The organism is Sphingomonas sp. AP4-R1, assembly GCF_013113735.1.
Taxonomy (GTDB): domain Bacteria; phylum Pseudomonadota; class Alphaproteobacteria; order Sphingomonadales; family Sphingomonadaceae; genus Sphingomonas_I.
The window spans coordinates 2,827,100-2,850,748 of sequence record NZ_CP053346.1 but is presented as its reverse complement, the minus strand read 5'-3'; the positions used below and the strand labels follow the sequence as shown (position 1 = coordinate 2,850,748).

The 23,649-nt window shown below is 67.2% G+C and carries 21 protein-coding genes; 8 read left to right on the top strand and 13 right to left on the bottom strand.

Annotated elements, in window-relative coordinates; all coding sequences use genetic code 11:
• Positions 1-90: 90 nt before the first annotated feature.
• From HL653_RS13245 to dapA, 4 genes are all read right to left on the bottom strand, one after another.
• Positions 91-447 (bottom strand): response regulator, encoded by a 357-nt coding sequence (locus HL653_RS13245; RefSeq protein ID WP_171744926.1) that lies wholly within the window; start codon positions 445-447, stop codon positions 91-93.
• A 108-nt stretch (positions 448-555) separates the two neighbouring features.
• Positions 556-2,961, bottom strand: a complete 2,406-nt coding sequence (locus HL653_RS13240; RefSeq protein WP_171744925.1) for an ATP-binding protein — start codon at positions 2,959-2,961, stop codon at positions 556-558.
• A gap of 19 nt (positions 2,962-2,980) precedes the next feature.
• Positions 2,981-3,463 carry an SsrA-binding protein SmpB gene (gene smpB / locus HL653_RS13235; RefSeq protein WP_171744924.1) on the bottom strand — a complete coding sequence of 161 codons (483 nt, stop codon included), beginning with the start codon at positions 3,461-3,463 and terminating at the stop codon, positions 2,981-2,983.
• A gap of 120 nt (positions 3,464-3,583) precedes the next feature.
• Entirely contained in the window at positions 3,584-4,459 is an 876-nt protein-coding gene (gene dapA, locus HL653_RS13230) for a 4-hydroxy-tetrahydrodipicolinate synthase (RefSeq protein WP_171744923.1), read from the bottom strand.
• 125 nt (positions 4,460-4,584) lie between these two features.
• On the opposite strand from dapA, the gene HL653_RS13225 reads away from it, so the two are divergent.
• On the top strand, positions 4,585-6,591 hold the full coding sequence (locus HL653_RS13225) for a lytic transglycosylase domain-containing protein (protein WP_367613559.1): 2,007 nt from the start codon (positions 4,585-4,587) through the stop codon (positions 6,589-6,591).
• 1 nt (position 6,592) lies between these two features.
• Positions 6,593-7,072, top strand: coding sequence for a GreA/GreB family elongation factor (locus HL653_RS13220; protein ID WP_171744922.1), 480 nt, complete (start codon positions 6,593-6,595; stop codon positions 7,070-7,072).
• A 39-nt stretch (positions 7,073-7,111) separates the two neighbouring features.
• Here HL653_RS13220 and HL653_RS13215 read toward each other — a convergent pair whose 3' ends face one another.
• Together HL653_RS13215 and aspS are read right to left on the bottom strand one after the other, a co-directional pair.
• Entirely contained in the window at positions 7,112-7,903 is a 792-nt protein-coding gene (locus tag HL653_RS13215) for a polyphosphate kinase 2 family protein (protein WP_171746964.1), read from the bottom strand.
• Positions 7,904-8,034: 131 nt separating this feature from the next.
• Positions 8,035-9,837 carry an aspartate--tRNA ligase gene (aspS, locus tag HL653_RS13210; RefSeq protein WP_171744921.1) on the bottom strand — a complete coding sequence of 601 codons (1,803 nt, stop codon included), beginning with the start codon at positions 9,835-9,837 and terminating at the stop codon, positions 8,035-8,037.
• 134 nt (positions 9,838-9,971) lie between these two features.
• Between aspS and rnd the strand changes: the two genes are divergently transcribed.
• Together rnd and HL653_RS13200 are read left to right on the top strand one after the other, a co-directional pair.
• On the top strand, positions 9,972-11,141 hold the full coding sequence (rnd, locus tag HL653_RS13205; RefSeq protein WP_171744920.1) for a ribonuclease D: 1,170 nt from the start codon (positions 9,972-9,974) through the stop codon (positions 11,139-11,141).
• Positions 11,141-11,518 (top strand): hypothetical protein, encoded by a 378-nt coding sequence (locus HL653_RS13200; RefSeq protein WP_171744919.1) that lies wholly within the window; start codon positions 11,141-11,143, stop codon positions 11,516-11,518. Before rnd ends, HL653_RS13200 begins: the two co-directional genes overlap by 1 nt.
• Before the next feature lie 121 nt (positions 11,519-11,639).
• Here the strand turns inward: HL653_RS13200 and HL653_RS13195 are convergent, their stop codons facing one another.
• The 5 genes from HL653_RS13195 to HL653_RS13175 form a co-directional block, all read right to left on the bottom strand.
• Complete coding sequence (locus HL653_RS13195; RefSeq protein WP_171744918.1) at positions 11,640-12,296, bottom strand: energy transducer TonB; 657 nt, start codon at positions 12,294-12,296, stop codon at positions 11,640-11,642.
• Between the two features lie 278 nt (positions 12,297-12,574).
• On the bottom strand, positions 12,575-14,068 hold the full coding sequence (locus tag HL653_RS13190; RefSeq protein WP_171744917.1) for a Ppx/GppA family phosphatase: 1,494 nt from the start codon (positions 14,066-14,068) through the stop codon (positions 12,575-12,577).
• 55 nt (positions 14,069-14,123) lie between these two features.
• Positions 14,124-16,244 carry an RNA degradosome polyphosphate kinase gene (locus HL653_RS13185; RefSeq protein ID WP_253718066.1) on the bottom strand — a complete coding sequence of 707 codons (2,121 nt, stop codon included), beginning with the start codon at positions 16,242-16,244 and terminating at the stop codon, positions 14,124-14,126.
• Between the two features lie 63 nt (positions 16,245-16,307).
• Positions 16,308-16,928, bottom strand: coding sequence for a chromosomal replication initiator DnaA (locus HL653_RS13180; RefSeq protein ID WP_171744915.1), 621 nt, complete (start codon positions 16,926-16,928; stop codon positions 16,308-16,310).
• Positions 16,925-18,154 (bottom strand): heavy-metal-associated domain-containing protein, encoded by a 1,230-nt coding sequence (locus tag HL653_RS13175; RefSeq protein WP_171744914.1) that lies wholly within the window; start codon positions 18,152-18,154, stop codon positions 16,925-16,927. Before HL653_RS13175 ends, HL653_RS13180 begins: the two co-directional genes overlap by 4 nt.
• A gap of 210 nt (positions 18,155-18,364) precedes the next feature.
• Here HL653_RS13175 and purM point away from each other — a divergent pair, with 210 nt between their 5' ends.
• The 4 genes from purM (at position 18,365) to HL653_RS13155 (ending at position 21,161) form a co-directional block, all read left to right on the top strand.
• Positions 18,365-19,456, top strand: coding sequence for a phosphoribosylformylglycinamidine cyclo-ligase (gene purM, locus HL653_RS13170; protein ID WP_171744913.1), 1,092 nt, complete (start codon positions 18,365-18,367; stop codon positions 19,454-19,456).
• A gap of 123 nt (positions 19,457-19,579) precedes the next feature.
• Positions 19,580-20,164: a phosphoribosylglycinamide formyltransferase gene (gene purN, locus HL653_RS13165; RefSeq protein ID WP_171744912.1), complete on the top strand. Its 585-nt coding sequence runs from the start codon at positions 19,580-19,582 to the stop codon at positions 20,162-20,164.
• Entirely contained in the window at positions 20,161-20,538 is a 378-nt protein-coding gene (locus HL653_RS13160) for an MmcQ/YjbR family DNA-binding protein (RefSeq protein WP_171744911.1), read from the top strand. The genes purN and HL653_RS13160 overlap by 4 nt, the downstream gene beginning before the upstream one ends.
• Positions 20,535-21,161, top strand: coding sequence for a hypothetical protein (locus tag HL653_RS13155; protein WP_171744910.1), 627 nt, complete (start codon positions 20,535-20,537; stop codon positions 21,159-21,161). The genes HL653_RS13160 and HL653_RS13155 overlap by 4 nt, the downstream gene beginning before the upstream one ends.
• Positions 21,162-21,511: 350 nt before the next feature.
• Here HL653_RS13155 and ndk read toward each other — a convergent pair whose 3' ends face one another.
• Both ndk and HL653_RS13145 read right to left on the bottom strand, forming a co-directional pair.
• Positions 21,512-21,934 (bottom strand): nucleoside-diphosphate kinase, encoded by a 423-nt coding sequence (gene ndk / locus HL653_RS13150; RefSeq protein WP_171744909.1) that lies wholly within the window; start codon positions 21,932-21,934, stop codon positions 21,512-21,514.
• A gap of 373 nt (positions 21,935-22,307) precedes the next feature.
• Positions 22,308-23,642, bottom strand: coding sequence for an ammonium transporter (locus HL653_RS13145; RefSeq protein WP_171744908.1), 1,335 nt, complete (start codon positions 23,640-23,642; stop codon positions 22,308-22,310).
• Positions 23,643-23,649: the final 7 nt, after the last annotated feature.

Below are 23,649 nucleotides of genomic sequence, written 5' to 3'. Positions count from 1 at the left end.
GCCTGTGCGATGCATGCGGCATGATGTACATGACATGTTCCACAAGAACAAGAGCGGAACGATCAGGGCGCGGATACGCCCGAAACGCCGTCAGACGCGGCTGACTTCCTCCAGCGCCACGCGCACGCCGTCCAGCGTGAATGGCTTGGCCAGCTGGCGCGCGCTCGCATGATGCGCCGGCGGGGCCTCGACGAAGCCCCCCGAGGCGATCAGGAACGGCTTGTTCGCGGCCGTCAGCGCGTCGGCCACGGGCCAGCACACGCCGTCGCGCAGATGCACGTCGAGGATCGCCACGTCGAAGCCGCCAGCCCCCACGGCGTCCAGCGCGCCCGCGATCGTGTCCACCGTTCCGGCAATTTCATGCCCCAGAACGTCGACAAAATCCTCGAGCATCATGGCGATCAGCGGCTCGTCTTCGATCACGAGCACGGAAAGACGGTCTGTCATCGCGGGCCACTATAAATTTCGCAGCCGTTCCGCGCAAATCGCTTTTGCAGGATGATGCCACTCTGGTTGGAAATACGCCCGGGCCCCTTTCGGAGCGAGGCCACCTCTTCACCCCTCGGCCAGAGTATCCCGCGCGGCCTGCCCCAATTGCTGGACCGAGAAGGGCTTGGACAGGAAGCTCACCCGATCGATCGCGATCGATTTGCGGAGCTGCTCCTCGGCATAGCCGGACATGAACAGCACCTTCAGATCGGGCATGCTCTCGCGCGCATGGCGCACGAGGGTAGGGCCGTCCATCGCCGGCATCACGACGTCGGAGATCAGCAGATCGATCGCGACATCCTCGCGCTCCAATATCTCCAGCGCCTCCTCGCCATTGCCGGCGACGAGCACCTTGTAGCCCTGGCGCGTCAGCGCGCGCTCCGCCACCGCGCGCACCATCGCCTCGTCCTCCACCAGCAGGATCGTGCCCGTGCCCCACAATTCGCCGCTCGCCTCCACGCGCACCGGCGCCTGCGGCACGGGTGCTGCCGCCTGCGTGACGGGCAGATAGATGGTGAAGCTGGTGCCGTGCCCCACTTCGGAGGTGGCGAAGATGAAGCCGTCGGTCTGCTTGACGATACCGTAGACGGTGGAAAGCCCCAGCCCCGTGCCCTTGCCCACTTCCTTGGTGGTGAAGAAGGGCTCGAAGATCTTGTTGAGATTCTCCTGCGGGATGCCGACGCCCATGTCGGACACCTTGAGCGCCGTATAATCCGCGATCGGCATGATATCGCTGCGCATCCGCCGCACCTCGGCGGCGGACACCGCATAGGTCTGCAGCGTCAGCCGCCCGCCGTCCGGCATCGCATCCCGCGCATTCACGCAGAGATTGACGATCACCTGCTCCAGCTGGCCCGGATCGGCGCGGATCAGGCCGAGATTGCGGCCATGCTTCACCTCCAGCTTGATCGTCTCGCCGATCAGGCGACGGATCAGCTGCGAGATTTCGGAAATGACCTCGGGCAGCTGCAGCACCTGCGGCCTCAACGTCTGCTGGCGCGAGAAGGCCAGCAACTGGCGCGTCAGCGCGGCGGCGCGATTGCTGTTATGCTTGATCTGCTGGATGTCGTCATAATCGATGTCGCCGGGCGTGTGGCGCATCGCCATCAGATCGCAATGGCCGATGATGGCGGTCAATATGTTGTTGAAATCGTGGGCGACGCCGCCGGCGAGCTGGCCCACCGCCTGCATCTTCGTCGCCTGAGCGATCTGGCGCTTGAGCGTCGATTGCTCGCTATCGTCCTTCAGGCTCAGCAGCACGGCCGCATCGCCCAGCCCCTTGGCATTGGCGATGGTGAGCGCCACCGGATCCTCGGACCGGCTCTTCAATCGCACCGCCAGATCGCCTGGCAGCGCCCGCCCGCCCGCGAAGCGGCGCACCGCATCGGAGACGGTGCCCTTGTCCTCCTCCACGACGAGGTCGCTGGGATAGACGACATGCTCGGTGCCGCTGATGCCGGCCGCACGCGCGAACGCCTCGTTGAAGAACAGGAAGCGCCCGTCGCGCTCCACCAGCGCGAGGCCCAGCGGCAGCATCGCGAGCAGGCCGTGCAGATGGTGCGTGGCGGCGCCGCGCGCCGCGGCGGCGGTGATCGCTTCGGGGTCCTCGTCCAGGATCAGGAAGGCGGTCGGCCCCTCCTCATCCTCGCGCTCGGTCCCGAGCGGAATGGGCACGATACGGAGTGCGGGCGCCTCGTCCCCGTCGCGCGCCAGCCGGATCGTGCCGTCCGCGTCCGTTCGGAGCAGATCGATCAACGGTATCCCCTCGAGCGATTCGGATTCCGATCCCAACGCCCGGCGGGTGAAGACGTCGTTGGCGGCGATCAGCACGCCGCCATGGTCGACGACCACCATCATCACGCCGGCTTCGCCAAGGCGGCGCCCGCCGCTGCCGATCGTGATCGCGCGGGCCCGATCCAGCGGCGTCTCGTCGAGGATCACGCGGAAACGCCATACGATATGGTCTTCGTGCTGGCCGCAGCGCCGCAGCAGCGCCCAGAAGCGCGTGTCGCCCAGCACCAGTTGATCGATCGCGGCCTCGCCGTCGCGCCATGCCGCGCGACATGCCTCCGTCAGCCGCTCCAGCCCCTGCCCTTCGAAGGGCAGTTCGCGCGGCAGCATCAGATGCCCGCCCAGTTCCTCGTAGCGCGGGCTGGCGCAGACCAGTTTGCCCGCCCGGTTGGTCACCGCCACCGCATCCTGCGAATCGGCGAAGGCGGCCCGCATCAGCCCCCAGTCGGCGGTGAGCGCCGCGGAGACACCCTCTCCCGCCACGTCCAGCCGCCACAATACGAAGGCCGCGCCGAAGCCCGCCATCAGCGCACCGGCATAGAGAAGGAAGGGAGAGCCGCCGAGATATTGCCAGCCCAAAGCCAGCGAGGCCGCGACGGCCACCGCGAGCGCGAGGCCGATCAACAGGCCGGGGCGAGACATGCGCGGCGCACGCGGCGCGATCGGACTCAGTGAGGCCATCGGCGTCCTCTCTCCTGCTTCAGCCCCGCTCGCGCATCAGCCGTTGCTGGTCGCGCTTCCAGTCACGCGCCTTCACGGTCTCGCGCTTGTCGTGCAGCTTCTTGCCCTTGGCCAGCGCCAGTTCCACCTTCGCGCGGCCTCGCCCGTTGAAATAGACCGACATCGGGATCAGCGTCATCCCTTCGCGGCCGATGCTCTTTTCCATCCTCTCGATCTGGCGCGCGCGCAGCAGCAATTTGCGCGGCCGCTTGGGCTCGTGATTGAAGCGATTGCCGAAATTATATTCGGGAATGTTGGCGTTGATCAGACTGACCTCGCCATTCTTCACCTCGGCATAGGCCTCGGCGATCGTCCCCTCGCCGAAGCGCAGCGATTTCACCTCGGTGCCGGTGAGGGCGATGCCGGCCTCGAAAAACTCCTCGAGGAAATATTCGAAGCGCGCGCGCCGGTTCTCGGCGACGATCTTCTTCTTCTCGAATTCGGGGGGATGCGGACGGGCCATTTTAAACGTCGATCTCAAACCCGTTCGTGCTGAGCGCAGTCGAAGCACGGGCTGCAAGCGATGCCGCTCGAAGCACGTCCTTCGACTGCGCTCAGGACGAACGGAAAAGGGGACTGCACCTTACAGAAGCCCCGCATGCGCCAGCGCGGCGTCCACCGCCTTGCGGCTCGCCTCGCTCGGCCACGTCATCGGCAGGCGCAGTTCCTCCGGGAAACCGGGGCGCACCTTCGTGAGCGCATATTTGGTCGGCCCTGGCGAGGCATCGCTGAACAAAGCGGCATGGAGCGGGAACAGGCGATCCTGCAGCGCCAGCGCATCGCCCCAGCGCCCTTCGGCGCAGGCCGCCTGGAAATCGGCGCACAGGCGCGGCGCGACATTGGCCGTCACCGAGATGCAGCCCTTGCCGCCCATCGCCATGAAGCCGAGCGCCATGTCGTCATTGCCGGAAAGCTGGCAGAAATCGGGACCGCAGGCGAGGCGCTGCGCCGTCACCCGCTCGGCCTTGCCGCTCGCATCCTTCACGCCCACGATCGTCGGCAGCGCGGCGAGCTTCGCCATCGTCTCCACCGTAATGTCGGTCACGGTGCGGCCGGGCACGTTGTAGATGATGATCGGCAGATCGTTATGCGCCGCCAGATGGCGGAAATGCGCCTCGATCCCGTCCTGATTGGGACGGTTGTAATAAGGCAGCACCACCAAGGCCGCATCGGCACCCGCCGCCTTGGCGCGATCCATATGCGAGGCGGCCACCGTCGTCTGGTTCGATCCGCAGCCGGCGATCACCGGCACGCGCCCCGCCGCCTGCTCCACGCAGATGGCGACGACACGGTCATGCTCCTCGATCGACATGGTCGCGCTCTCGCCCGTCGTGCCGCAGGGCACGAGCGCGGACGAGCCATTTTCGATCTGCCAATCGACGAACCCACGGAACGTCGCCTCATCGATCCGCCCGTCGCGGATAGGCGTCACAAGCGCAGGAATCGACCCGCTGAACATTTGGCTCCCTTCACCTCGCTGATCGGCTGGCCCATATGGGGACCATGGAGCCGAACCGCGACCACCGCTCTCCCGAGCTCGATCGATCGCCGCCAGATAGGGATGCAAGGGCCTCCCTGTCCAGCGTGGTAGGTCGCTATGTCATTCCCGCAGCCTTGCTGCTGTCGATCGGCACCGCCGCCACGGCGCTGACGATGCGCCAGCCGGGCGTGGCCCCGGAGGGACTCGGCACGCCCCCGGCGCCGCCGCAATCCACCATCCCGCCGCTGCCGCCCGAGACGGATCCGCTGTGGGGCGCGATCAACAGCTGGGATCGTCTGCGGCAGAGCGACAGCCTGCCCTTCGCCGATTATGCGAGCTTCCTGCTCGCGCATCGCGGCTGGCCGGGCGAGATGGCGCTGCGCCGCGCTGCCGAGCGCGCGATCCAGCCGGACGTCACCGATCCGCGCCTCGTCGCGACCTTCCTCACCACCTTCCCGCCGCAGACGGGCGCCGGGCGCGTGCGGCTGGCCGAAGCGCTCGCCGCGTCCGGGCGGATGGAGGAAGCGCGCGCCGCCGCCGCCGCCGCCTGGATCGGCGGCACGCTGTCGCCCGACGACGAGGCGCGACTCACCGCGAAGTTCGGCCCCGGCTTCACGCAGGCCGATCAGGACAAGCGCATGGAGCGCCTGCTGTGGAGCAACGCCACCGCCGCCGCCCAGCGCCAGATCGCGCTCGTCAGCCCCGCCCGCCAGCCGCTTTATGCCGCCCGCCTCGCCTTCCAGACGCGCGCGCCCGATGCCGGATCGATCACGGTCAGCGGCGCCGATCGCGATCCCGGCTATGCGATCGACCGTGCCAACTGGCTGCGGAACACCGCGCAGAGCCCGGCGATGCGGGCGTACCTGTCGCAGACGCGCAGCTGGGATGCCGCGCCCTTCGATCCGGAAATCTATCTCAAGACCCTGCTCACCGCCGCGCAGGGCGCCGCGACCGACAATCAGTCGACGCTCGCCTACGACATTGCCGGCAATGCCGATGCGGCCTTCGCCACCGGCACTCTGGTTCGCGACCGGCCGCTGTCCGAGCGCGATCCCTACACCAGCCTCGTCTGGCTGGCCGGGCAGACCGCGCTGAAGAAGCTCAACCGGCCGCGCGATGCCGAGGCGATGTTCGTCCGCTACGCCACCGCCTCGCAGACGTCGGGCAGCCAGACCAAGGGCGAATATTGGGCGGGCCGCGCCGCCGAAGCGGCGGGCGACCGCCCCGGCGCGCAGGCCCATTATGCCAATGCCGCGCGCAACGTGGACCAATTCTACGGCCAGCTCGCCACCGAGCGGTTGGGGAAATCGATCGCGGTGCCGGCCGATCCGCCCGCCGTCGCCGTCCCCACCGCGACGCGCTCGGCCTTCTTCCAGAGCGAGATCGTCCGTGCCGCCCGTTTGCTCGGCAAGCAGCGCCGCTGGCAGGATCAGACGCAGTTCGTCCGCACGATCGCACTGAATGCGAAGACCGATCAGGATCATGTTCTCGCCGGCGAACTGGCGCGCGAGATCGCCCGACCCGATCTCGGCGTGATCGTCTCGCGTCAGGCCCGCACCTCCGGCGCGCGCGATCCGATCCGCATCGGCTTCCCCACCATCCCGGTGCCGCCGGTGATGGAGAGCCACTGGACGATGATCCACGCCATCTCGCGCCAGGAAAGCCAGTTCGATCGCGAGGCGCTCAGCCATGCGAACGCCAAGGGCCTGATGCAGCTGATGAACCCCACCGCCAAGGAGCAGGCGGGCAAGCTCGGCATGCCATGGGATCCGGCGCGCCTGACGGCCGATCCGGGCTATAACGTAATGCTCGGCTCCAGCTTCTTCGATCGGATGCTGACCTATTATAACGGCAGCTACGTGCTGGCGGTCGCGAGCTACAATGCCGGTCCCGGCAACGTGAACAAGTTCGTGCGCGCCAATGGCGATCCGCGCATGCCCGGCGTCGACGTGGTCGACTGGATCGAGGCGATCCCGCTCAGCGAGACGCGCGGCTATGTCCAGAAGGTGCTGGAAAATGCGGTCGTCTACGACCTGTTCAATCCCGAGCGCGCGAAGACCCCCGAAAAGGACCGTCTGAGCTATTATCTCGGCAAGAAGAGCGCCGGATAGGATGGCCGACGAGGCACCGATCACGCCGACCGGCATGGCTACGCTGAAGGCGCGTTACCACCAGCTCTTCTCGGACGACCGGCCCAAGCTGGTCGAGGTGATTTCGTGGGCGGCGGGCAATGGCGACCGCTCCGAAAACGGCGATTACATCTACGGCCGCAAGAAATTGCGCGAGATCGATCGCGAGCTGTCATTCCTCGCCCGCCGGATGAAAGCGGTGCGCGTGATCGATCCCGCCCAGCAGGAGGATCGCGCCCGCGCCTGGTTCGGCGCCACCGTCACGATCGCCGACGAGGATGACAATCGGCGCATCCTGACGTTGGTGGGCGAGGACGAGGCCGATGCCTCTGCGGGCCGCATCAGCTGGCGCTCTCCCCTCGCCCGCGCGCTGCGCGGGGCGGCGGTGGGCGATCTGCGCACCGTCCAGCTTCCGGCCGGGGCGAAGGAATATGAGGTGATGGCGATCGCCTATCCGGTGTGACCTCCTGTTCCTCCCCACGAACGTGGGGAGGAACAAGGTTCACAGCAGCTTCGCCACCTTCATCCCCAGCACGTCCTTGGCCAACGCCGCGACATCCGGATCCAGCGCGGGCGGCGCCATCGGCACGGCGCGCTCCAGGCAATCCGCGATGATCGTCAGCGCCGCGATGCGCGCCGCCTTCTTGTCGTTGCCGTCGATCGCATGCCAGCGCGCCTTCGGGCGATCGGTGCGGACGAACATCTCCGCCATCGCCGCGAGATAATCGGCGCGGCGCGCGCGGTTGCGGAAATCCTCCGCGCCCGTCTTCCAGCGTTTCCACGGATCGCGCACCCGATCGCGCAGGCGCTTGTCCTGCGTCTTCTGCGTGACGTGGACGAACAGCTTCACCAGCGTGATGCCGTCCTCGGCCAGCTGATCCTCGAACGTGTTGATCTCGTCATAGCCGGCGCGCCACTCCGCCTCGGTCGCGAAGGCCTCGACCCGCTCCACCAGCACGCGGCCATACCAGCTGCGATCGAACACCGCGATTTCGCCCGGATCGGGCAGACGTTCGCGGAAACGCCACAGGAAATGGTGCGCCTTCTCCTTGGCGGTCGGCGCGGAGATCGGCCACACCTCGTAATGGCGTGGATCCCACTCGGCCGAGAGGCGCTGGATGATGCCGCCCTTGCCGGCGGCATCCCACCCCTCGAACATGATCACCGCGCGGCGGCCATGCAGGATATGGGCGACGAGGATGCGATCCAGCCGCTGCTGCAGGGCCGCCAGATCGTGCTGATAATGGCCATGATAGCGATGGCCGGCTTCGTAATCGCTGAGATCGATCGTCATGCACACGTAACGAACATGACGGGCGAGCGATCCCCGCTCTTCTTTCGTCATTCCCGCGAACGCGGGAACCCAGTTTCAACAGTCTTGGCTGGGTTCCCGCTTGCGCGGGAATGACGATAGGGAATGCAGCCTCACGCCGCCGGCTTGGTGCCGCCCGTATCGATCGTGCGGATGTGCAGCTCGCGCAGTTGCTTGGGCGTGGCCGGGGCCGGCGCGCCCATCATCAGGTCTTCCGCCTTCTGCGTCATCGGGAAGACGATCACTTCGCGGATGTTCGGCTGGTCGGCCAGCAGCATCACGATGCGGTCCACGCCCGGCGCCGAGCCGCCATGCGGCGGCGCGCCATATTTGAACGCATTGATCATGCCCGCGAAATTGGTGTCCACGTCCTGCTGGCTGTAGCCCGCGATCTCGAACGCCTTGTACATGATCTCGGGCTTGTGGTTCCGGATCGCGCCCGACGACAGCTCCACGCCGTTGCAGACGATGTCATACTGATAAGCGAGGATATCCAGCGGATCCTTGGTCTCCAGCGCCTCCAGCTCGCCCTGCGGCATCGAGAAGGGGTTGTGGCTGAAATCGACCTTCTTGTTGTCCTCGTCATATTCGAACATCGGAAAGTCGACGATCCAGCAGAATTCGAAGCGCTTTTCGTCGATCAGGCCCAGCTGCTCGCCCACGCGGGTACGCGCGAGGCCGGCGAGCTTGGCGGCCTGCGCCTCCTTGCCCGCCGCGAAGAACAGGCCGTCGTCGGGCCCGAGGCCGAGGCTGTCGGCCAGCGCCGTCATCTTGTCCTCGCCATGATTCTTGGCGATCGGGCCGCCCCATTCGCCGCCCTTGCGCGTGGCGTAGCCGAGGCCGGCAAAGCCTTCGCTCTGCGCCCAGCTGTTCATGTCGTCGAAGAATTTGCGGCTCTTGTCAGCGGTGTTCGGCGCCGGGATCGCGCGCACGACGTCACCCGTCTCCACGATCGAGGCGAAGCGGCCGAAGCCCGAACCCTTGAACGCCTCGGACACGTCCGAGATCAGGATCGGGTTGCGCAGGTCCGGCTTGTCGTTGCCATACTTCAGCATCGATTCGCGATAGGGGATGCGCTGGAACGGCAGCGGGCTGACGGTGCGGCCCTTGCCCTGCCAGTTCGCATATTCCTCGAACACGCCGTGCAGCACGGGCTCGATCGCGTGGAACACGTCTTCCTGCGTGACGAAGCTCATCTCGAAATCGAGCTGGTAGAATTCGCCCGGGCTGCGATCCGCGCGCGCATCCTCGTCGCGGAAACAGGGCGCGATCTGGAAATAGCGATCGAAGCCCGCCACCATCAGCAGCTGCTTGAACATCTGCGGCGCCTGCGGAAGCGCGTAGAACTTGCCGGGGTGGACACGCGACGGGACAAGATAGTCGCGCGCGCCCTCGGGGCTGGAGGCGGTCAGGATCGGCGTCTGGAATTCGGTGAAGCCCTGGTCGATCATCCGGCGGCGCAGGCTGGCGATCACGCCCGAGCGCAGCACGATGTTCGCATGCAGCGTCTCGCGGCGGAGATCGAGGAAGCGGTTGCGGAGGCGAATCTCCTCCGGATAGTCGGCCTCGCCCGCCACCGGCAGCGGCAGTTCCTGCGCGGCCGACTGCACGGTCACGCTCTTGGCGAACACCTCGATCTCGCCCGTCGCGAGATTGGTGTTGGCCGTGCCCTCGGCGCGCGCCTTCACAACGCCGTCGATCGTGACGACCGACTCCACACGCAGGCTTTCCAGAATCGGCAGCGCGGGGCTGTCCGCATCGGCCACCACCTGCGTGATACCGTAATGATCGCGCAGATCGACGAACAGCACGCCGCCATGATCCCGCTTGCGATGAACCCAGCCGGAGAGGCGGACGCTCTCGCCGACATGCTCGGCAAACAGCTCGGCGCAGCTATGGGTACGGTAGGCGTGCATGGTTCGGGCCTTTGGACTGGCGATGGGGCTGATGGCGTGCGCTTCGCGGGCGACCCCCATATTGTCAAGCCGCTGCACCTTAGGGAAACGCGCGGACGCTTTGTGTTGCGAGAAGGTTGCGATAAGGCCTGCCGATGAAGATTCTTCCGCTGATTACCGACACGGCCACTCTTGCTGCTCTTTGCGAGCGCCTCGCCCAAAGCGATTTCGTCGCGGTCGATACGGAGTTCATGCGCGAAAACACCTATTGGCCGGAGCTCTGCCTCGTGCAGATCGCCGACCAGAAGGAAGCCGCCGCGATCGATCCGCTGGCGCCGGGGATCGATCTGAAGCCCCTGCTTGATCTGCTGGTGGACAATGAGGATGTGCTGAAGGTCGTCCATGCGGGCGGGCAGGATATCGAGATCGTCTACAACCTCACCGGCAAGTGCCCGCACCCCCTGTTCGACACGCAGATCGCGGCGATGGCGATGGGGATGGGCGAGCAGGTCGGCTATTCGAACCTCGTCGAGAGCATGACGGGCGTGAAGCTCGACAAGGGCGCGCGCTTCACCGACTGGAGCCGCCGCCCGCTCGACAAGCGCCAGATCGATTATGCGATCGGCGACGTCACCTATCTCTCCGAAATCTTCCCGCGCATGCTGGACAAGCTCCGCAAGACGGGTCGTGGCGCGTGGCTGGATCAGGAGATGGAGCGCATCGCCGATCCCGCCAATTACGTGAACGATCCCGATCTGGCGTGGCAGCGGATCAAGGTGCCCAGCCGCAAGGCCGAGGTGCTGGGCCGCCTCAAGGCGATCGCGGCCTTCCGTGAGCGCGAGGCGCGCAAGAAGAATCTGCCGCGCGGCCGTCTGGTGAAGGACGAGACCATCGCTGATCTGGCGGTGCATCCGCCGCGCACGCAGGGCGATCTCGCCAAGGTCCGCGGGCTTGCGGCCAGCTGGGCCGGCAACGATATCGGCGCGCGCCTGATGGGCGCGATCGAGGGCGCCACCGTGATGCCCGATGAGGAGATGCCCGCGCGCGAGGATCGCCGTCCGGGGCTCAGCAAGGACGGTGCGCTCGTCGCCGATCTGCTGAAGCTTTTGCTCAAGGTGCGCGCGCGTGACGCCGATGTCGCCCCCCGTCTCATTGCACGCACCGACGAAATAGATGCGCTCGCCGCAGGACAGCGAAACGGCCTTGCGATTCTCGAGGGCTGGCGCAACGATGTGTTCGGCAAGGACGCCCTGGCGCTGGTCGAAGGCCGGCTGGGCTTCAGCGTGAAGGCAGGCAAGATGGTGATGAGCGAGGTCGGCAGCTGATGCGCGTGCGCGGCATGGCCGGCCTGATCGCCGCCCTGCTGCTCGTGCAGCCGTCGCTGGCCGCATCGCTCTGCCGCGATAGCAAGGGCCTCTTCACGCCCTGTCCCCGCGCCGCCAACAGCACCGCGCGCGCGATCCTCAGCAAGGCACCCGCGCGGACGACCACCATGTCGGCCCCGAAGGAGACGGCACCGACATCGCCCCGCGACCCTTCACCGGCCCGCGAATCGGTGGCGACGCGCGAGCCCGACAGTTCGCCCGCACGCAGCTCTTCGGCCGCCACGGCCATCGCCCAGCGCCAGATGCTGATGGCGGGCACGCGCAAGGCCCACCTCTGCACGGACAACAAGGGCCTCTTCACCCCCTGCCCGCGCTAGGCTCGCTCGTCCGTCTCTCCCGTTCGGGCTGAGCCTGTCGAAGCCCCGTCCTCCTTCCTTGGGAAGGGAACAGTGAAGGACGGTCCTTCGACACACTCGGGACAAACGGATTTTCCTCGAGTCAGCGCGGTATCTGCCAGCGGACCCGATCCGCGCGATGCGCCGCCACCGGCTGCCCAGCCTCATTCAGCGCGGGCGTGAAGCGCGCGCGACGGGCGTAGATCCGGCACGTCGCCTGATCGAGCAGGTCGCTTCCGCTGCTGGCGGTGACTATGCAGTCGCTCACCCGGCCGCGCGCATCGATCGTCACGTCGATGCCGACCGATCCCTCCACTTCGGCACGCAGCGCGGCGGTCGGATAATCGTCGTTCGTCACCCATTCCGCGCGATTGCCCGCCGGCACCGCGCCCCGCGCAAGCGCGGAAGGCGGCGTGGGCTGGATCTGTGACGGCGCGGGCGGCGTATCCTCGAACACGGGGCGGACAAGCGGGGCATTGTCGATCTTCACCGGATCGATCTGGGTCAGCGGCACCTGCACGATCCGCTCGACGGCGACGGGGGGCGTGCTGGAGCGATGCGCCTGTGGCGGAGGTGGCGGCATATGTTCCGGCGGCACGGGATCGGCCGGGAGCAATTGCGCCGTCGTCACGACAGGACCGCTGTGGATCACTTGATACGCAAGGCCGCTGATGAAGGCATAGCCGATCGCGACATGCACCGCGACGACCGTGCCGATGGACGCGGGACTGAAGCCTTTCCGTTCATCCGAATACGACATGGCACCTCTCTCCCGGGCACCGTTCGGATATCGAGTACGACCCCGATACGAGCGCCTCTGGGAGGAAGGCTCTCATTGCGATGATATATTGTCAATTTATGTGGGGAGACGGCCGTGGCTCAGCCTCCACATTCCCCACCAAAACCGTTCCTTACCAAAAACCGTTCGTCCTGGGCGACGTCGAAGGACGTGCGTCGGATATGTCGCTTGCGGCCCGTCCTTCGACGTCGCTCGGGACGAACGGAAACGTGGAGCGTGGTCTCGCCCCACTTCTAGCCTCAGTTGGTCGTCAGCGTCGCCTTGCGTCCCAGCGCCTCGGCCAGAAGGCGATGCCGCCGCTCGACCGCCTCGCCATAAAGCGCCGTATCGCCGCCCGCCAGTTCCAGTCGGAGCGCGGGGCCATCGGTCAGCAGGCGGCTCGTCTCCAGCGGCCCGGCCACGCCGCCCGAAAGCCGCTGCCCCAGCCGCATCGCAAGGCCCCAGCGTCGCGCCGTCTCCACCGCGTCCGCGTCGATCAGGCGGCCGACCAGTTCGGGCACGCCCTCGCCACCGAAATGGGTGAACAAAGCCTGCCCCAGCATGGCGCGCTCGGTCGCGTCGATCGCGACCCAATGGCCGTGCAGGGCTGTCTCCAGCCCGCGCTCGGCGCGAAACTCGGGATGCGCGCGCCAGCCCACGTCCGCGAGCAGGCAGGCCGCGTGACGCAGCCGCGCGGCGCCCGCCGTCTCCCCCACGAACAAGGGCGCGATCCAGCGGTCCAGCACGTCGCCATGCTCGGGAAAGCGGCCCTGCCGCACGCCTTCCTCGCGCGCGGCGCAGATCAGGGGGTCCAGCGCGCGCACGTCCTTCGGCAGACTGCGGTGCAGCAGCCCCTCGCGCAGGCCATATGCCGAGACGATCAGCCGCGAGGGCTTCAGCATCCGCACCAGCACCGCCAGCAATTGCGCCGCATGGGGCAGCGCCGGCACGCGTGAGGAGGAGATGCCCGCCACCGCCTTCACCCGCTTCGGATCGAGTTGGCCCAGCGCGCGGACGAGGCGCGCCGCCTCGGCCGGCTCCAGCCCATATTGGTGGATGATCGGCAGCGGAAAGGCCGAGAGCGTCATGTGCAACCGGGCGAGCGCCCGCCACGATCCGCCGACCATGTAGAAAGGCTTGCCCGCCGTCGTGCCCGTCCAGCCCGCTTTCTTGAGCGCGCTCGCGGTGGCCCGCTCCAGATCGCGCGCCGTGCGCGCCTTCATCGCCGCGATGCGCAGCACGCCGAACGGGATCGAGACGCCCTCGCCCACCTCGCCCTGCGCGACCGGCGCCAGTTCGAGACTGCCGCCACCCAGATCGCCGACGATACCGTCCGCCTCGGGAATGGCCGCCAGCACGCCATGCCCCGCGAGCGACGCTTCCTCGCGCCCCGGCAGCAGATCCACCGGCAGGCCGATCGCCGCCAGCCGCGCCATGAAATCGGCGCCGTTGCTCGCATCGCGCACGGCGGCGGTGGCGACGGTGCGCAACGAAGCCGCGCCCATATCCTCGGCCAGCCGCTTGAAGCGGGCGAGCGCCACCAACGTGCGCTCCACCGCCTGCGCGTCGAGCGCGCCCGACTTGCCGAGGCCACGGCCGAGCCCGGCCATGATCTTCTCGTTGAACAGGATCGAGGGGATCCGGTTTGCCCCCTCATAAATGACGAGACGAACGCTGTTCGAGCCGATGTCGATAATACCGACAGGCCCCTGCGTCCGCGACGCCGCGGCCCGGAAGAAGGGAATCGACGTCATGCGAGGGCAGGATTAGCGGCTCGCGCGGCCCCGGCAAGCCGGAACATCGCGGGGATCACTGGCGACGGAGGGTGAGCTTGGGCACCTTGCCCGATCGTTTGAGCGACGCGCCCCGCCCGGAGAGCGACGGATTGGTCATGAAATAGCGGTGCAGGTTGAACGGCCGATCGCCCGGCAGCACGCGCTCGTAGCGGCCGTCGGGAAGCAGGTGCCAGCTCTGCTCGTCGTCGATCAGGTTGGCGACCATCACTTGGTCCAGGATCTGGGCGTGCACCGTGTCGTTCACGATCGGCATCAGATATTCCACGCGCCGGTCGAAGTTGCGCGGCATCCAGTCGGCCGAGGAGATGAACACCTTCGCGTTCGGATTGGGCAGGTCTGCGCCGTTGCCGAAGCAGATGATGCGGCTATGCTCCAGGAAGCGGCCCACCACCGATTTCACGCGGATATTCTCGGAGAGCCCCGGCACGCCCGGCCGCAGGCAGCAGATGCCGCGCACGACCAGATCCACCTGCACGCCCGCCGCACTGGCGCGGTAGAGCTTCTCGATGATCGCCGGATCGACGAGGCTGTTCAGCTTCGCCCAGATCGCGGCCTCACGCCCCTCGCGGGCATGATCGATCTCCTCGTCGATACAGTCCGAAAGCCGGTCGCGCAGCCCGTGGGGCGAGAGCGTCAGCATCTGCAGATCGGTCGGCTCGACATAGCCGGTCACGTAATTGAACAGCTGCGCCGCATCCTTGCCCGTGCGGGGGTCGGCGGTGAAGAAGCTCAGGTCGGTGTAGATGCGCGCCGTGATCGGGTGATAATTGCCCGTGCCGAAATGGCAGTAAGTGCGGAAGCTGTCGCCCTCGCGCCGCACGACCATCGAAACCTTGGCGTGCGTCTTCCAGTCGATGAAGCCGTAGACCACCTGCACGCCCGCGCGCTCCAGCTGGTCGGCCCAGGCGAGATTCTGCTCCTCGTCGAAGCGCGCCTTCAGCTCGACCACGGCGGTGACGGACTTGCCCGCCTCGGCCGCATCGATCAGCGCGCGGATCACCGCGGACTGCTTGCCCGCGCGATACAGCGTCTGCTTGATCGCCACCACGTCCGGATCGGCCGCCGCCTGCTTCAGGAAGGCGAGGACGACGTCGAACGTCTCATAGGGGTGGTGGACGATCAGATCCTTGGACCGGATCGCGGCGAAGCAATCTCCGCCCTGCTCGCGGATCCGCTCGGGAAAGCGCGGCGTGAAGGGCGGCCATTTCAGATCGGGCCGATCCTCGTCGCACAATTCGGCCAGGTCCGCGACGCCCAGAAATTCCTGCGTGTCGACGATCACCTGATCGATCTCGCCAAATTCCTCGCGCACCAGTTCGGCCAGCGCCTCGGGCATGTTCGGGTTCGGCTCCAGCCGGATCACGCGGCCACGGCGACGGCGCTTGATCGCGGTCTTGAAGAACAGCACGAGATCCTCGGCCTCTTCCTCCACCTCGATGTCGCTGTCGCGGATCACGCGGAACGAGGTTTCGCCCAGCAGTTCGAAGCCCGGAAAGATGATTCCCGTGAAGCGGCGGATCAACGTCTCGATCGCCACGTAGCGCGCGCCCTCGCCCGGCACGCGGAAGAAGCGCCTGGCCGTGGTCGGCAGCATCAGCAGTTCGCGCGTCGGCTCCCCGTCCGACAGCCGCTTCAAATCGAACAGCAGCACGAAGCCCTTGTTCGGCACGAACGGAAAGGGATGCGACGGGTCCAGCGCCTGCGGCGTCAGGATCGGGAAGATCTGCTCGCGGAAATGCGCCTCGCACACCTCCGCCACGTCGCCCTCGATATCCTCGACGTTCAGCAGGCTGATGCCGGCGTTGCTCAGTTGCTCGCGCAGCGCGATCCACACCGTCTGCTGCACGTCGGTCAGCTTGTCGGCCGCCTCGGCCGCGGCGGCGAGTTGCTGACCGGGGGTGAGGCCATCCGGCGAGCGATCCTCGATCGCCTGCAATTGCTGGCCCTTCAGGCCCGCCACGCGGACCATGAAGAACTCATCCAGATTGTTGCCCGAGATGGAGAGGAAACGCAGCCGCTCCAGCAGCGGATGGGCCGGGTTGCAGCTTTCCTCCAGCACGCGCTCGTTGAAGGCGATCCACGAAAGCTCGCGGTTGAAATAGCGATCCCTCAGGCCGATCGGCGCGTGGGGCATTTCGCCGCGATCTTCGCTGGCGCTGACACTGACGAGGCTTCCGGGCTGATCCATGCCCTCTTCTTAACCAGCGTCGTGCGACTCGTCGATGACGCCCATCGTCATCAGCGCCCGCCGGGCGAGCGGCACGGTCAGCGCCTGCCGTCTTTGCAGCGCCAGTTCGTCCAGCGCATCGACCGTCCGGTGAATGCCCATGAAACTGCGCTCGATACGCGGCACCAGATAGCGGATCAGTTCGGGTGAGGCGGGCAGGCCGCGCACATGACACAGCTTCTCGATCAGCGCGCCCGTCAGTTCCTCGTCCGGCTCCGGCATCGCGATCACCGGCGTCGCCAGCATCCGCGACTTGAGATCGGGCAATGCGATATCCCATGCGGGCGGCGGCGCATCCACCACGATGATCAGCGGCCGCCTGATGCCCTGCGCCCGGTTCCAGGCGTGGAACACCGCCTCCTCGTCCGCATCCTCGCCCGGATCGATCAATTCGCCTCCCGTCCGCAGGGCCACGATCCGGCCGAGCAGCGAGCGGCCCGATTTGCGCGGCCCCGTCAGGATCGTCGCCATCACCGGCCAGAGCGACCAGTGGCGGAAGTGACGGACGACGGCTTCGTTCGCGGGAGTAACGATGAAATCACGCTCCTCGCTGCCCTCGGGCCAGTCGAGCGGGAGCGCGATCTGGCTCACGGGACGGCCCGTCGCAGTCTGAGGCCCTCGTCCAGCGTCAGGCCCCGGGGAGACAGCGCCGCCCTCAGCGCCGCCGCATCCCCTTCATAGTCCACGCGCATCACCGATACGCCCCCCAAAGCGAGGCTGGTGGTCGTCACCGATCGCACCCCCAGCACGCCACGAAGCTGCGCCTCGATCGCGGCACGCGCGCCATCATCGGGCGTGTCCACCTGCAGCGAGAGCGCCTGCACCGGCGCCAGCGATGTCGGCCCGGTGGCGGCGGGCGCCACGTCGCCCTCCATCACCGCCTGATCCTCGGGCAGTTCCTCCACCGCCGCCGGCTCCGCCACCAGCGAAGGATCGCTGATCAGGCCGCCCGCGCGCAGGGCTGCGGACAAGGCCTCGTCGATCCGGCGCACGCCCTCGTCCAGCATCACTGGCACGCCGCGACTGTCGGCGGCGGCGAGATCGAAGCGCGCGATCACCGTCCCGTCCGGCCCGTGGATCGCCCTGAAGTGGGCCAGTACCGGCCCGCCCGGCCAGCGCCGCACGATCTGCACGACGGGCACCACCACGTCGGCCGCGCCATATTGCTCCAGCACGGCGCGCCACTGGCCACGCCCCGGCCGCCCGGCCTGCGCGACGTTCAGCACCAGCGGATCGACGCCCGAACCCACCGGCCGCACATAATCGATCGGGCTCCCGCCCGAGCGGAAGCGCGCCCAAGCCCGCTGCCATTCGGTGCGTTTCTCGAAACTCTGCGCGACGCCGCCGGACCACATCACCGGGATCACCAGCATCGGCGCCGAGCGCGGGCCGCCGGCGCGCGCGCCCAGCAACTCGCCCGTGCGATTGCGATCGAACAGCACGCCCAGCCGCGCGATATAGCGGTGCGCGCCGATCTCCTCGTCCTCCACCGCGATACCGGCGGTGATCGAATCGAGCGTGCCGTCGGGCAGGCCCGGCGCCGCCTCGGCCGGTTGACCGTTCACGCGCGCCCACAATTGCTTCCAGGCCTTGCGCTGCGCCAGCCGCCAGCCAAAGCTGCGGGCGAGATCGGAGGTCTTGGCGGTCACGTCCACCTGGACGCCGCCCACCTCGTAATTGGCGGAGCTGTCGATCGGCGGCACGCCGCGATCGCCGCCCTCGATCTGGGCGCGCAACAGCGTGGCCATTCCCAGCATCACGACAAGCAGCGCCGCGACCAGACCCGCAAGCAAAGGATTTCGGCGGACGATCGTCACGTTTCGCCTTCTGGCGAGTTGCCGGCCGCCTGCCAAGAGGCGATGGCGTTAATTGACTGCGCCCGCTAGGGGCGACCCCACCCATCCGTTTGGTTCGAGCAGCATCGAGCCTGCCGAGATGCGACCGTCGAGAACTTCTCGACTTCGATCTCGACAAGCTCGATCTTCGCTCGAAGCGAACGGGAGACATTCCGCACCCACGGAGCTTGAATGGCCGACGACAGCTACACCTACGCCAAGGCCGGCGTTTCCATCGCCGGCGGCAACGCGCTGGTGAAAGCCATCGCCCCCCTCGCCCGCGCCACGCGCCGCCCCGGCGCCGATGCGGAGCTGGGCGGCTTCGGCGGTTTCTTCGATCTGAAGGCGGCGGGCTATGACGATCCGCTCCTCGTCGCCGCCAATGACGGCGTCGGCACCAAGCTGAAGCTCGCGATCGACAGCGGCCGCCACGATACGGTCGGCATCGATCTGGTCGCCATGTGCGTGAACGATTTGATCGTGCAGGGCGCCGAGCCCTTGTTCTTCCTCGATTATTTCGCGACCGGAAAGCTCGACAACGGCGTCGCCGAAAAGGTGATCGCGGGCATCGCCGAGGGCTGCCGCATCGCCGGCGCCGCTCTGATCGGCGGCGAGACGGCCGAGATGCCGGGCATGTACGTCGATGGCGACTATGATCTGGCCGGCTTCGCGGTCGGCGCGGTCGAGCGGGCCAACGTGCTGGTCGGCGATCGCGTGCAGTCGGGCGATATCCTGCTCGGCCTCGCCTCGTCGGGCGTGCATTCCAACGGCTATTCGCTCGTCCGCCGCCTCGCGGCCGACAAGGGCTGGAAGCTCGACCGCCCCGCTTTGTTCGATCAGGATCGCCTGCTGATCGATGCGCTGATGGAGCCCACCCGAATCTACGTGAAGAGCGTGCTGCCGATGGTGCGCGCACGCCAGATCGGCGCGCTCGCGCACATCACGGGCGGCGGCCTGCTGGAAAATGTCCCGCGCGTGCTGCCCGAGGGCCTGCATGCCGAGATCGACGCGGATGCCTGGCCCCAGCCGCGCCTGATGGCGTTCCTGCAGGCGCAGGGCGCGATCGAGCCCGAGGAAATGGCGCGCACCTTCAACTGCGGCATCGGCATGATCGCCGCCGTCCGCCCGGATGTCGCGGCAGACGTGATCCACAATCTCGAATCGGCGGGCGAAACGGTCTTCACCGTCGGCCGTATCGTGGAGGGCACGCGCGGCTGCACCGTCTCCGGCTCGGTCGAGACGTGGAGCGCGAAAGCCCCCTGGCGCGCCACGCATGAGGCGTGACGTGACTCGCCCCTCCCGCCTGCGGGAGGGGCCGGGGGTGGGCATCCGCGCCCTCGATCGATCGCGCACGCTTCCGGCTTGGGTTGCCCACCCCCAACCCCTCCCGCATGCGGGAGGGGAGCGATGACCCGCGCCCGCGTCGGCATCCTCATCTCCGGGCGCGGCTCGAACATGGCCTCTCTGGTCGAGGCCTCGCACCTCCCCGATTCGCCCTATGACGTGGCATTGGTCGTCTCGAACGTGCCCGATGCGCCCGGCCTCGCCTTCGCCGCCGCCAATGGCATCCCCACCTTCGCGGTCAGCCACAAGGGCATGAAGCGCGCCGAATTCGATGCGCTCGTCGATGGCGCGTTGCGCGATGCCGGCGTCGATTATGTCGCACTGGCGGGCTATATGCGCCTGCTCTCGCCGGGGTTCGTCGCGGGCTGGGCCGGTCGCATGGTGAATATCCATCCCTCGCTGCTGCCGCTCTACAAGGGGCTCGACACGCACCAGCGCGCGCTGGACGCGGGCGATGCGCGCCACGGCTGCAGCGTCCACCTCGTCACCGAGGAACTGGACGACGGCCCGATCCTCGCCCAGGCCGAGGTGCCGATCCTCGATGGCGACGATGCCGATGCGCTCGCCACGCGCGTCCTGCTGGAGGAGCATAAGCTCTATCCGGCCGCCCTCGCCGCCCTGATCCGATCGGGCCCGCCCGCGCGATGAGCCCGGATCCCACCGGGGATCTGGAAAAATTGCGCGCCATCGCGCTGGCGCTGCCCCGCGCGGCCGAGAAGATCAGCCACGGCATGCCCGTCTTCCTGATCGAGGGCGGCAAGCTCTTCGCGCAATATTGGCACGATCATCATGGCGATGGCCGCAGCGCGGTGATGGTGAAGACCAGCGGCCCCGAATGGCAGGCGCTGCTGATCGAGGCCGATCCCGACCTTCACTATCGCCCCGCCTACATCGGCCATTCAGGCTGGATCGCTATACGCACCGATCATTCGCGGTCGGACTGGGACCAGCTCGCCGCGCAGGTGGTGGCGAGCTGGCGCCTGGCAGCACCGGCGAAACTCAGGGAGATGGTGCCGGAATGAACGAGGCGTCCGAAGAGAAGAAGGAAGCCGCGCGCGTCCGCCGCCGCTGGCTGAACCTCGGCGAATTGCTCGCGATCGCGGGTGTGGTCATCTCCGGCGCCGCGCTCTGGAACAGCTATCGCGAACGCACCCATGCCGAGGCCGAGCAGGCCAATGCCGAGGCGCGCACCACCAAGGCGGCTGAAACTCTCGTGCTGCGTGCGACCGTGGAGAAGGACGGCAATCTGCTCAGCCTCGCGCCGCGCGATCCCGATCAGACGATCCAGGCGCAGACGATCCGCTTCCCCGCCGCCCTCGGCCTGTCCCCGATCGAGACGAGCGGCGATGCGCGGATCGAGCGCGTCTGGTTCGAACGCGGCCTGACCGACGCGCTGGAGAAAGCCAAGGCGACGAAGCGCGCCCCCGGCGACCAGCGCCTGCCCGTGCAGATCACCACCCGGTTCCTCGTCGGCGGGATCGAGCATGAGGACAGCGCCATCTATTCGGTCGCCTACACGCTCGGCCACGGCTTCCTGGCGGGCACGACCGTGAAGATGCGTGGCATCTCGCGCGTCGGTGTCGCGGCCCCCGGCTCGGCCGGCGATGCGGCGCTGGAGGCCGCCGCGAAGAAGGTGCTGGGCTAAAAAACACCCGTCATTGCGAGCGCAGCGAAGCAATCCAGTTCCGACAGTGCGGCACTGGATTGCTTCGCTGCGCTCGCAATGACGATCTGATCAGCCCAGCCGCTCTATATCCGCACTGTTCAAGCCGAAGGCCCATTCTCTTTTCTTCTCCGCGTCTCCGCGCCTCTGCGTGATTCTCTTTTCCACGCAGAGACGCGGAGGCGCGGAGAAGAAAAGGAGGAATGGCGCTGCGTGACACGGCAATCGATCGAGACGTGCCGCAGACAATGAAAAAGGCGACGCTCGCGCGCCGCCCTTCGCCATCCGATACATGGATGCCCTCCCCACGCGTGCGTGGGGAGGATATGTCGTCAGCCGACGATTTCTTCCGGCTTGAAGAAGAAGGCGATCTCGATCGCCGCATTCTCGGCGCTGTCCGAACCGTGGACCGAGTTCGCCTCGATCGACTCGGCCAGTTCCTTGCGGATCGTGCCGGCGTCGGCATTGGCCGGGTTCGTCGCGCCCATCACCTTGCGGTTGGCGGCGACGGCGTCCTCACCCTCGAGCACCTGCACGACCACGGGGCCCGAGATCATGAAGCTGACGAGATCGTTGAAGAAGGGGCGCTCCTTGTGGACGCCGTAGAAGCCCTCGGCCTGCTCCTTCGTCATGTGGATGCGCTTGGACGCGACGACGCGCAGGCCGGCCTCCTCCAGCATCTTGGTGACGGCGCCGGTCAGGTTGCGACGCGTGGCGTCGGGCTTGATGATCGAAAAGGTGCGTTCGGTCGTCATGGCCGAGCGGTCTCCATATAAGGGTGGGGGATTTGGCGGCGCCTCTAGCGGGCGGCGCGTCCGGTGGCAACCGGCCGTTGCGGCCCCACCAATGGGCTGCATGCCCGAAGCCCGCGCCGATCCTTCTCGTCATCCCAGTGAAAGCGGGGATCTCCCAAGGCGGAGAACATCGCCAGCACCGGCGCCGCGACACCGGGAGCGATCCCCGCCTTCGCGGAGATGACGGGCGAATGCGTGCCTCGCGCACAAAAAAAGGCCGACGGGTTGCCCCGCCGGCCAGTACGTTCGCAGGAGGAACGTCGGGAGGGATGGCATGACCATCCCGAACTCTCGGGGCGGGGCGGCCTTCTCGCGGGCCGCCCCGCCTCCGTCATCAATTGTAGGCGCGCTCGCCATGCTCGCCGAGATCGAGGCCTTCCTGCTCGACTTCGGGGGAGACGCGCAGGCCGGTCAGGGCCTTGGCGATGAAGATCGCGATGATCGTGCCGATCGTCGCCCACACGATCGTGGTGACGACGGCTTCGATCTGTACGATCAGCTGGTGCGACATGTTGAAGTCCGGCTTGCCCGGCCCGCCGAGCGACGGGGCATAGACGATGCCGGTGCCGATCGCGCCGATCATGCCGCCGATGCCATGAACGCCGAAGGCATCGAGCGCGTCGTCATAACCGAGCATCGGCTTGAGCTTCGACACCGCGAAGAAGCAGATGATCGAAGCGACCGCACCCAGCACGATCGCGCCGAACGGACCGGAATTGCCCGCGGCCGGCGTGACGGCGACGAGACCGGCGACGATACCCGAGCAGAAGCCCAGCGCCGAACCCTTGTGGCCGACCAGACGCTCCGCGAGCATCCAGAACAGGCCCGCCGAGGCGGTGGCGACGAACGTGTTGATCATGGCGAGAGCGGCCGAGCCGTTCGCTTCCAGCGCGGAGCCCGCGTTGAAGCCGAACCAGCCCACCCACAGCAGGCCAGTGCCGACGCCGGTCAGCGTCAGCGAGTGCGGCGGCATCGGGGTGCCCGGATAGCCGATGCGCTTGCCCAGGATGATCGACGCGACCAGCGCCGAGACGCCCGCATTGATATGGACGACGGTGCCGCCGGCGAAATCCAGCGCGCCCATCGTGAAGAAGATGCCGTTCGACGCCCACACCATGTGCGCGACCGGGAAATAAACGATCGTGAGCCACACGAGCGCGAACACCATCACGGCCGAGAACTTCATGCGCTCGACCACCGAACCCAGCACCAGCGCCACGGTGATCGCGGCGAAGGTCATCTGGAAGCAGATGAACACATATTCGGGAATGGCGACGCCGGGCGTGAAGGTCGCGGCGGTCGAATCCGGCGTGATGCCCTTCAGGAAGAGCTTGCCGAAGCCGGCGATGAAGCCGTTGCCGCCGTCACCGAAGGCCTCGGTATAACCCCACATCACCCAGATGAGCATCGCGAAGCAGGCGACGGCGCCCACCTGCGTCATCGTCGAGAGCATGTTTTTCGATCGCGTGAGGCCGCCGTAGAACAGGGCGAGGCCCGGCACGATCATCATGAGAACGAGCAGCGTCGAAACCATCATCCAGGCGGTGTCGCCCTTGTTGACGGTCGGCGCCGGGGTCGCGGCGGCATCCTGCGCCCAGGCGGGAAGCGCGGCGAAGGCGGCGATGCCCGCAGTCGCGGCCATGCCTCCGATCTTGTTGATAAGCTTCATGTGTCCC

Bases quoted from the DNA above. Each gene is read 5' to 3' on its own strand.
- HL653_RS13245 (WP_171744926.1), bottom strand. From the start codon at position 447: ATGACAGACCGTCTTTCCGTGCTCGTGATCGAAGACGAGCCGCTGATC.
- HL653_RS13240 (WP_171744925.1), bottom strand. From the start codon at position 2,961: ATGGCCTCACTGAGTCCGATCGCGCCGCGTGCGCCGCGCATGTCTCGC.
- smpB (WP_171744924.1), bottom strand. From the start codon at position 3,463: ATGGCCCGTCCGCATCCCCCCGAATTCGAGAAGAAGAAGATCGTCGCC.
- dapA (WP_171744923.1), bottom strand. From the start codon at position 4,459: ATGTTCAGCGGGTCGATTCCTGCGCTTGTGACGCCTATCCGCGACGGG.
- HL653_RS13220 (WP_171744922.1), top strand. From the start codon at position 6,593: ATGGCCGACGAGGCACCGATCACGCCGACCGGCATGGCTACGCTGAAG.
- HL653_RS13215 (WP_171746964.1), bottom strand. From the start codon at position 7,903: ATGACGATCGATCTCAGCGATTACGAAGCCGGCCATCGCTATCATGGC.
- aspS (WP_171744921.1), bottom strand. From the start codon at position 9,837: ATGCACGCCTACCGTACCCATAGCTGCGCCGAGCTGTTTGCCGAGCAT.
- rnd (WP_171744920.1), top strand. From the start codon at position 9,972: ATGAAGATTCTTCCGCTGATTACCGACACGGCCACTCTTGCTGCTCTT.
- HL653_RS13200 (WP_171744919.1), top strand. From the start codon at position 11,141: ATGCGCGTGCGCGGCATGGCCGGCCTGATCGCCGCCCTGCTGCTCGTG.
- HL653_RS13195 (WP_171744918.1), bottom strand. From the start codon at position 12,296: ATGTCGTATTCGGATGAACGGAAAGGCTTCAGTCCCGCGTCCATCGGC.
- HL653_RS13190 (WP_171744917.1), bottom strand. From the start codon at position 14,068: ATGACGTCGATTCCCTTCTTCCGGGCCGCGGCGTCGCGGACGCAGGGG.
- HL653_RS13185 (WP_253718066.1), bottom strand. From the start codon at position 16,244: ATGCCCCACGCGCCGATCGGCCTGAGGGATCGCTATTTCAACCGCGAG.
- purM (WP_171744913.1), top strand. From the start codon at position 18,365: ATGGCCGACGACAGCTACACCTACGCCAAGGCCGGCGTTTCCATCGCC.
- purN (WP_171744912.1), top strand. From the start codon at position 19,580: ATGACCCGCGCCCGCGTCGGCATCCTCATCTCCGGGCGCGGCTCGAAC.
- HL653_RS13160 (WP_171744911.1), top strand. From the start codon at position 20,161: ATGAGCCCGGATCCCACCGGGGATCTGGAAAAATTGCGCGCCATCGCG.
- HL653_RS13155 (WP_171744910.1), top strand. From the start codon at position 20,535: ATGAACGAGGCGTCCGAAGAGAAGAAGGAAGCCGCGCGCGTCCGCCGC.
- ndk (WP_171744909.1), bottom strand. From the start codon at position 21,934: ATGACGACCGAACGCACCTTTTCGATCATCAAGCCCGACGCCACGCGT.
- HL653_RS13145 (WP_171744908.1), bottom strand. From the start codon at position 23,642: ATGAAGCTTATCAACAAGATCGGAGGCATGGCCGCGACTGCGGGCATC.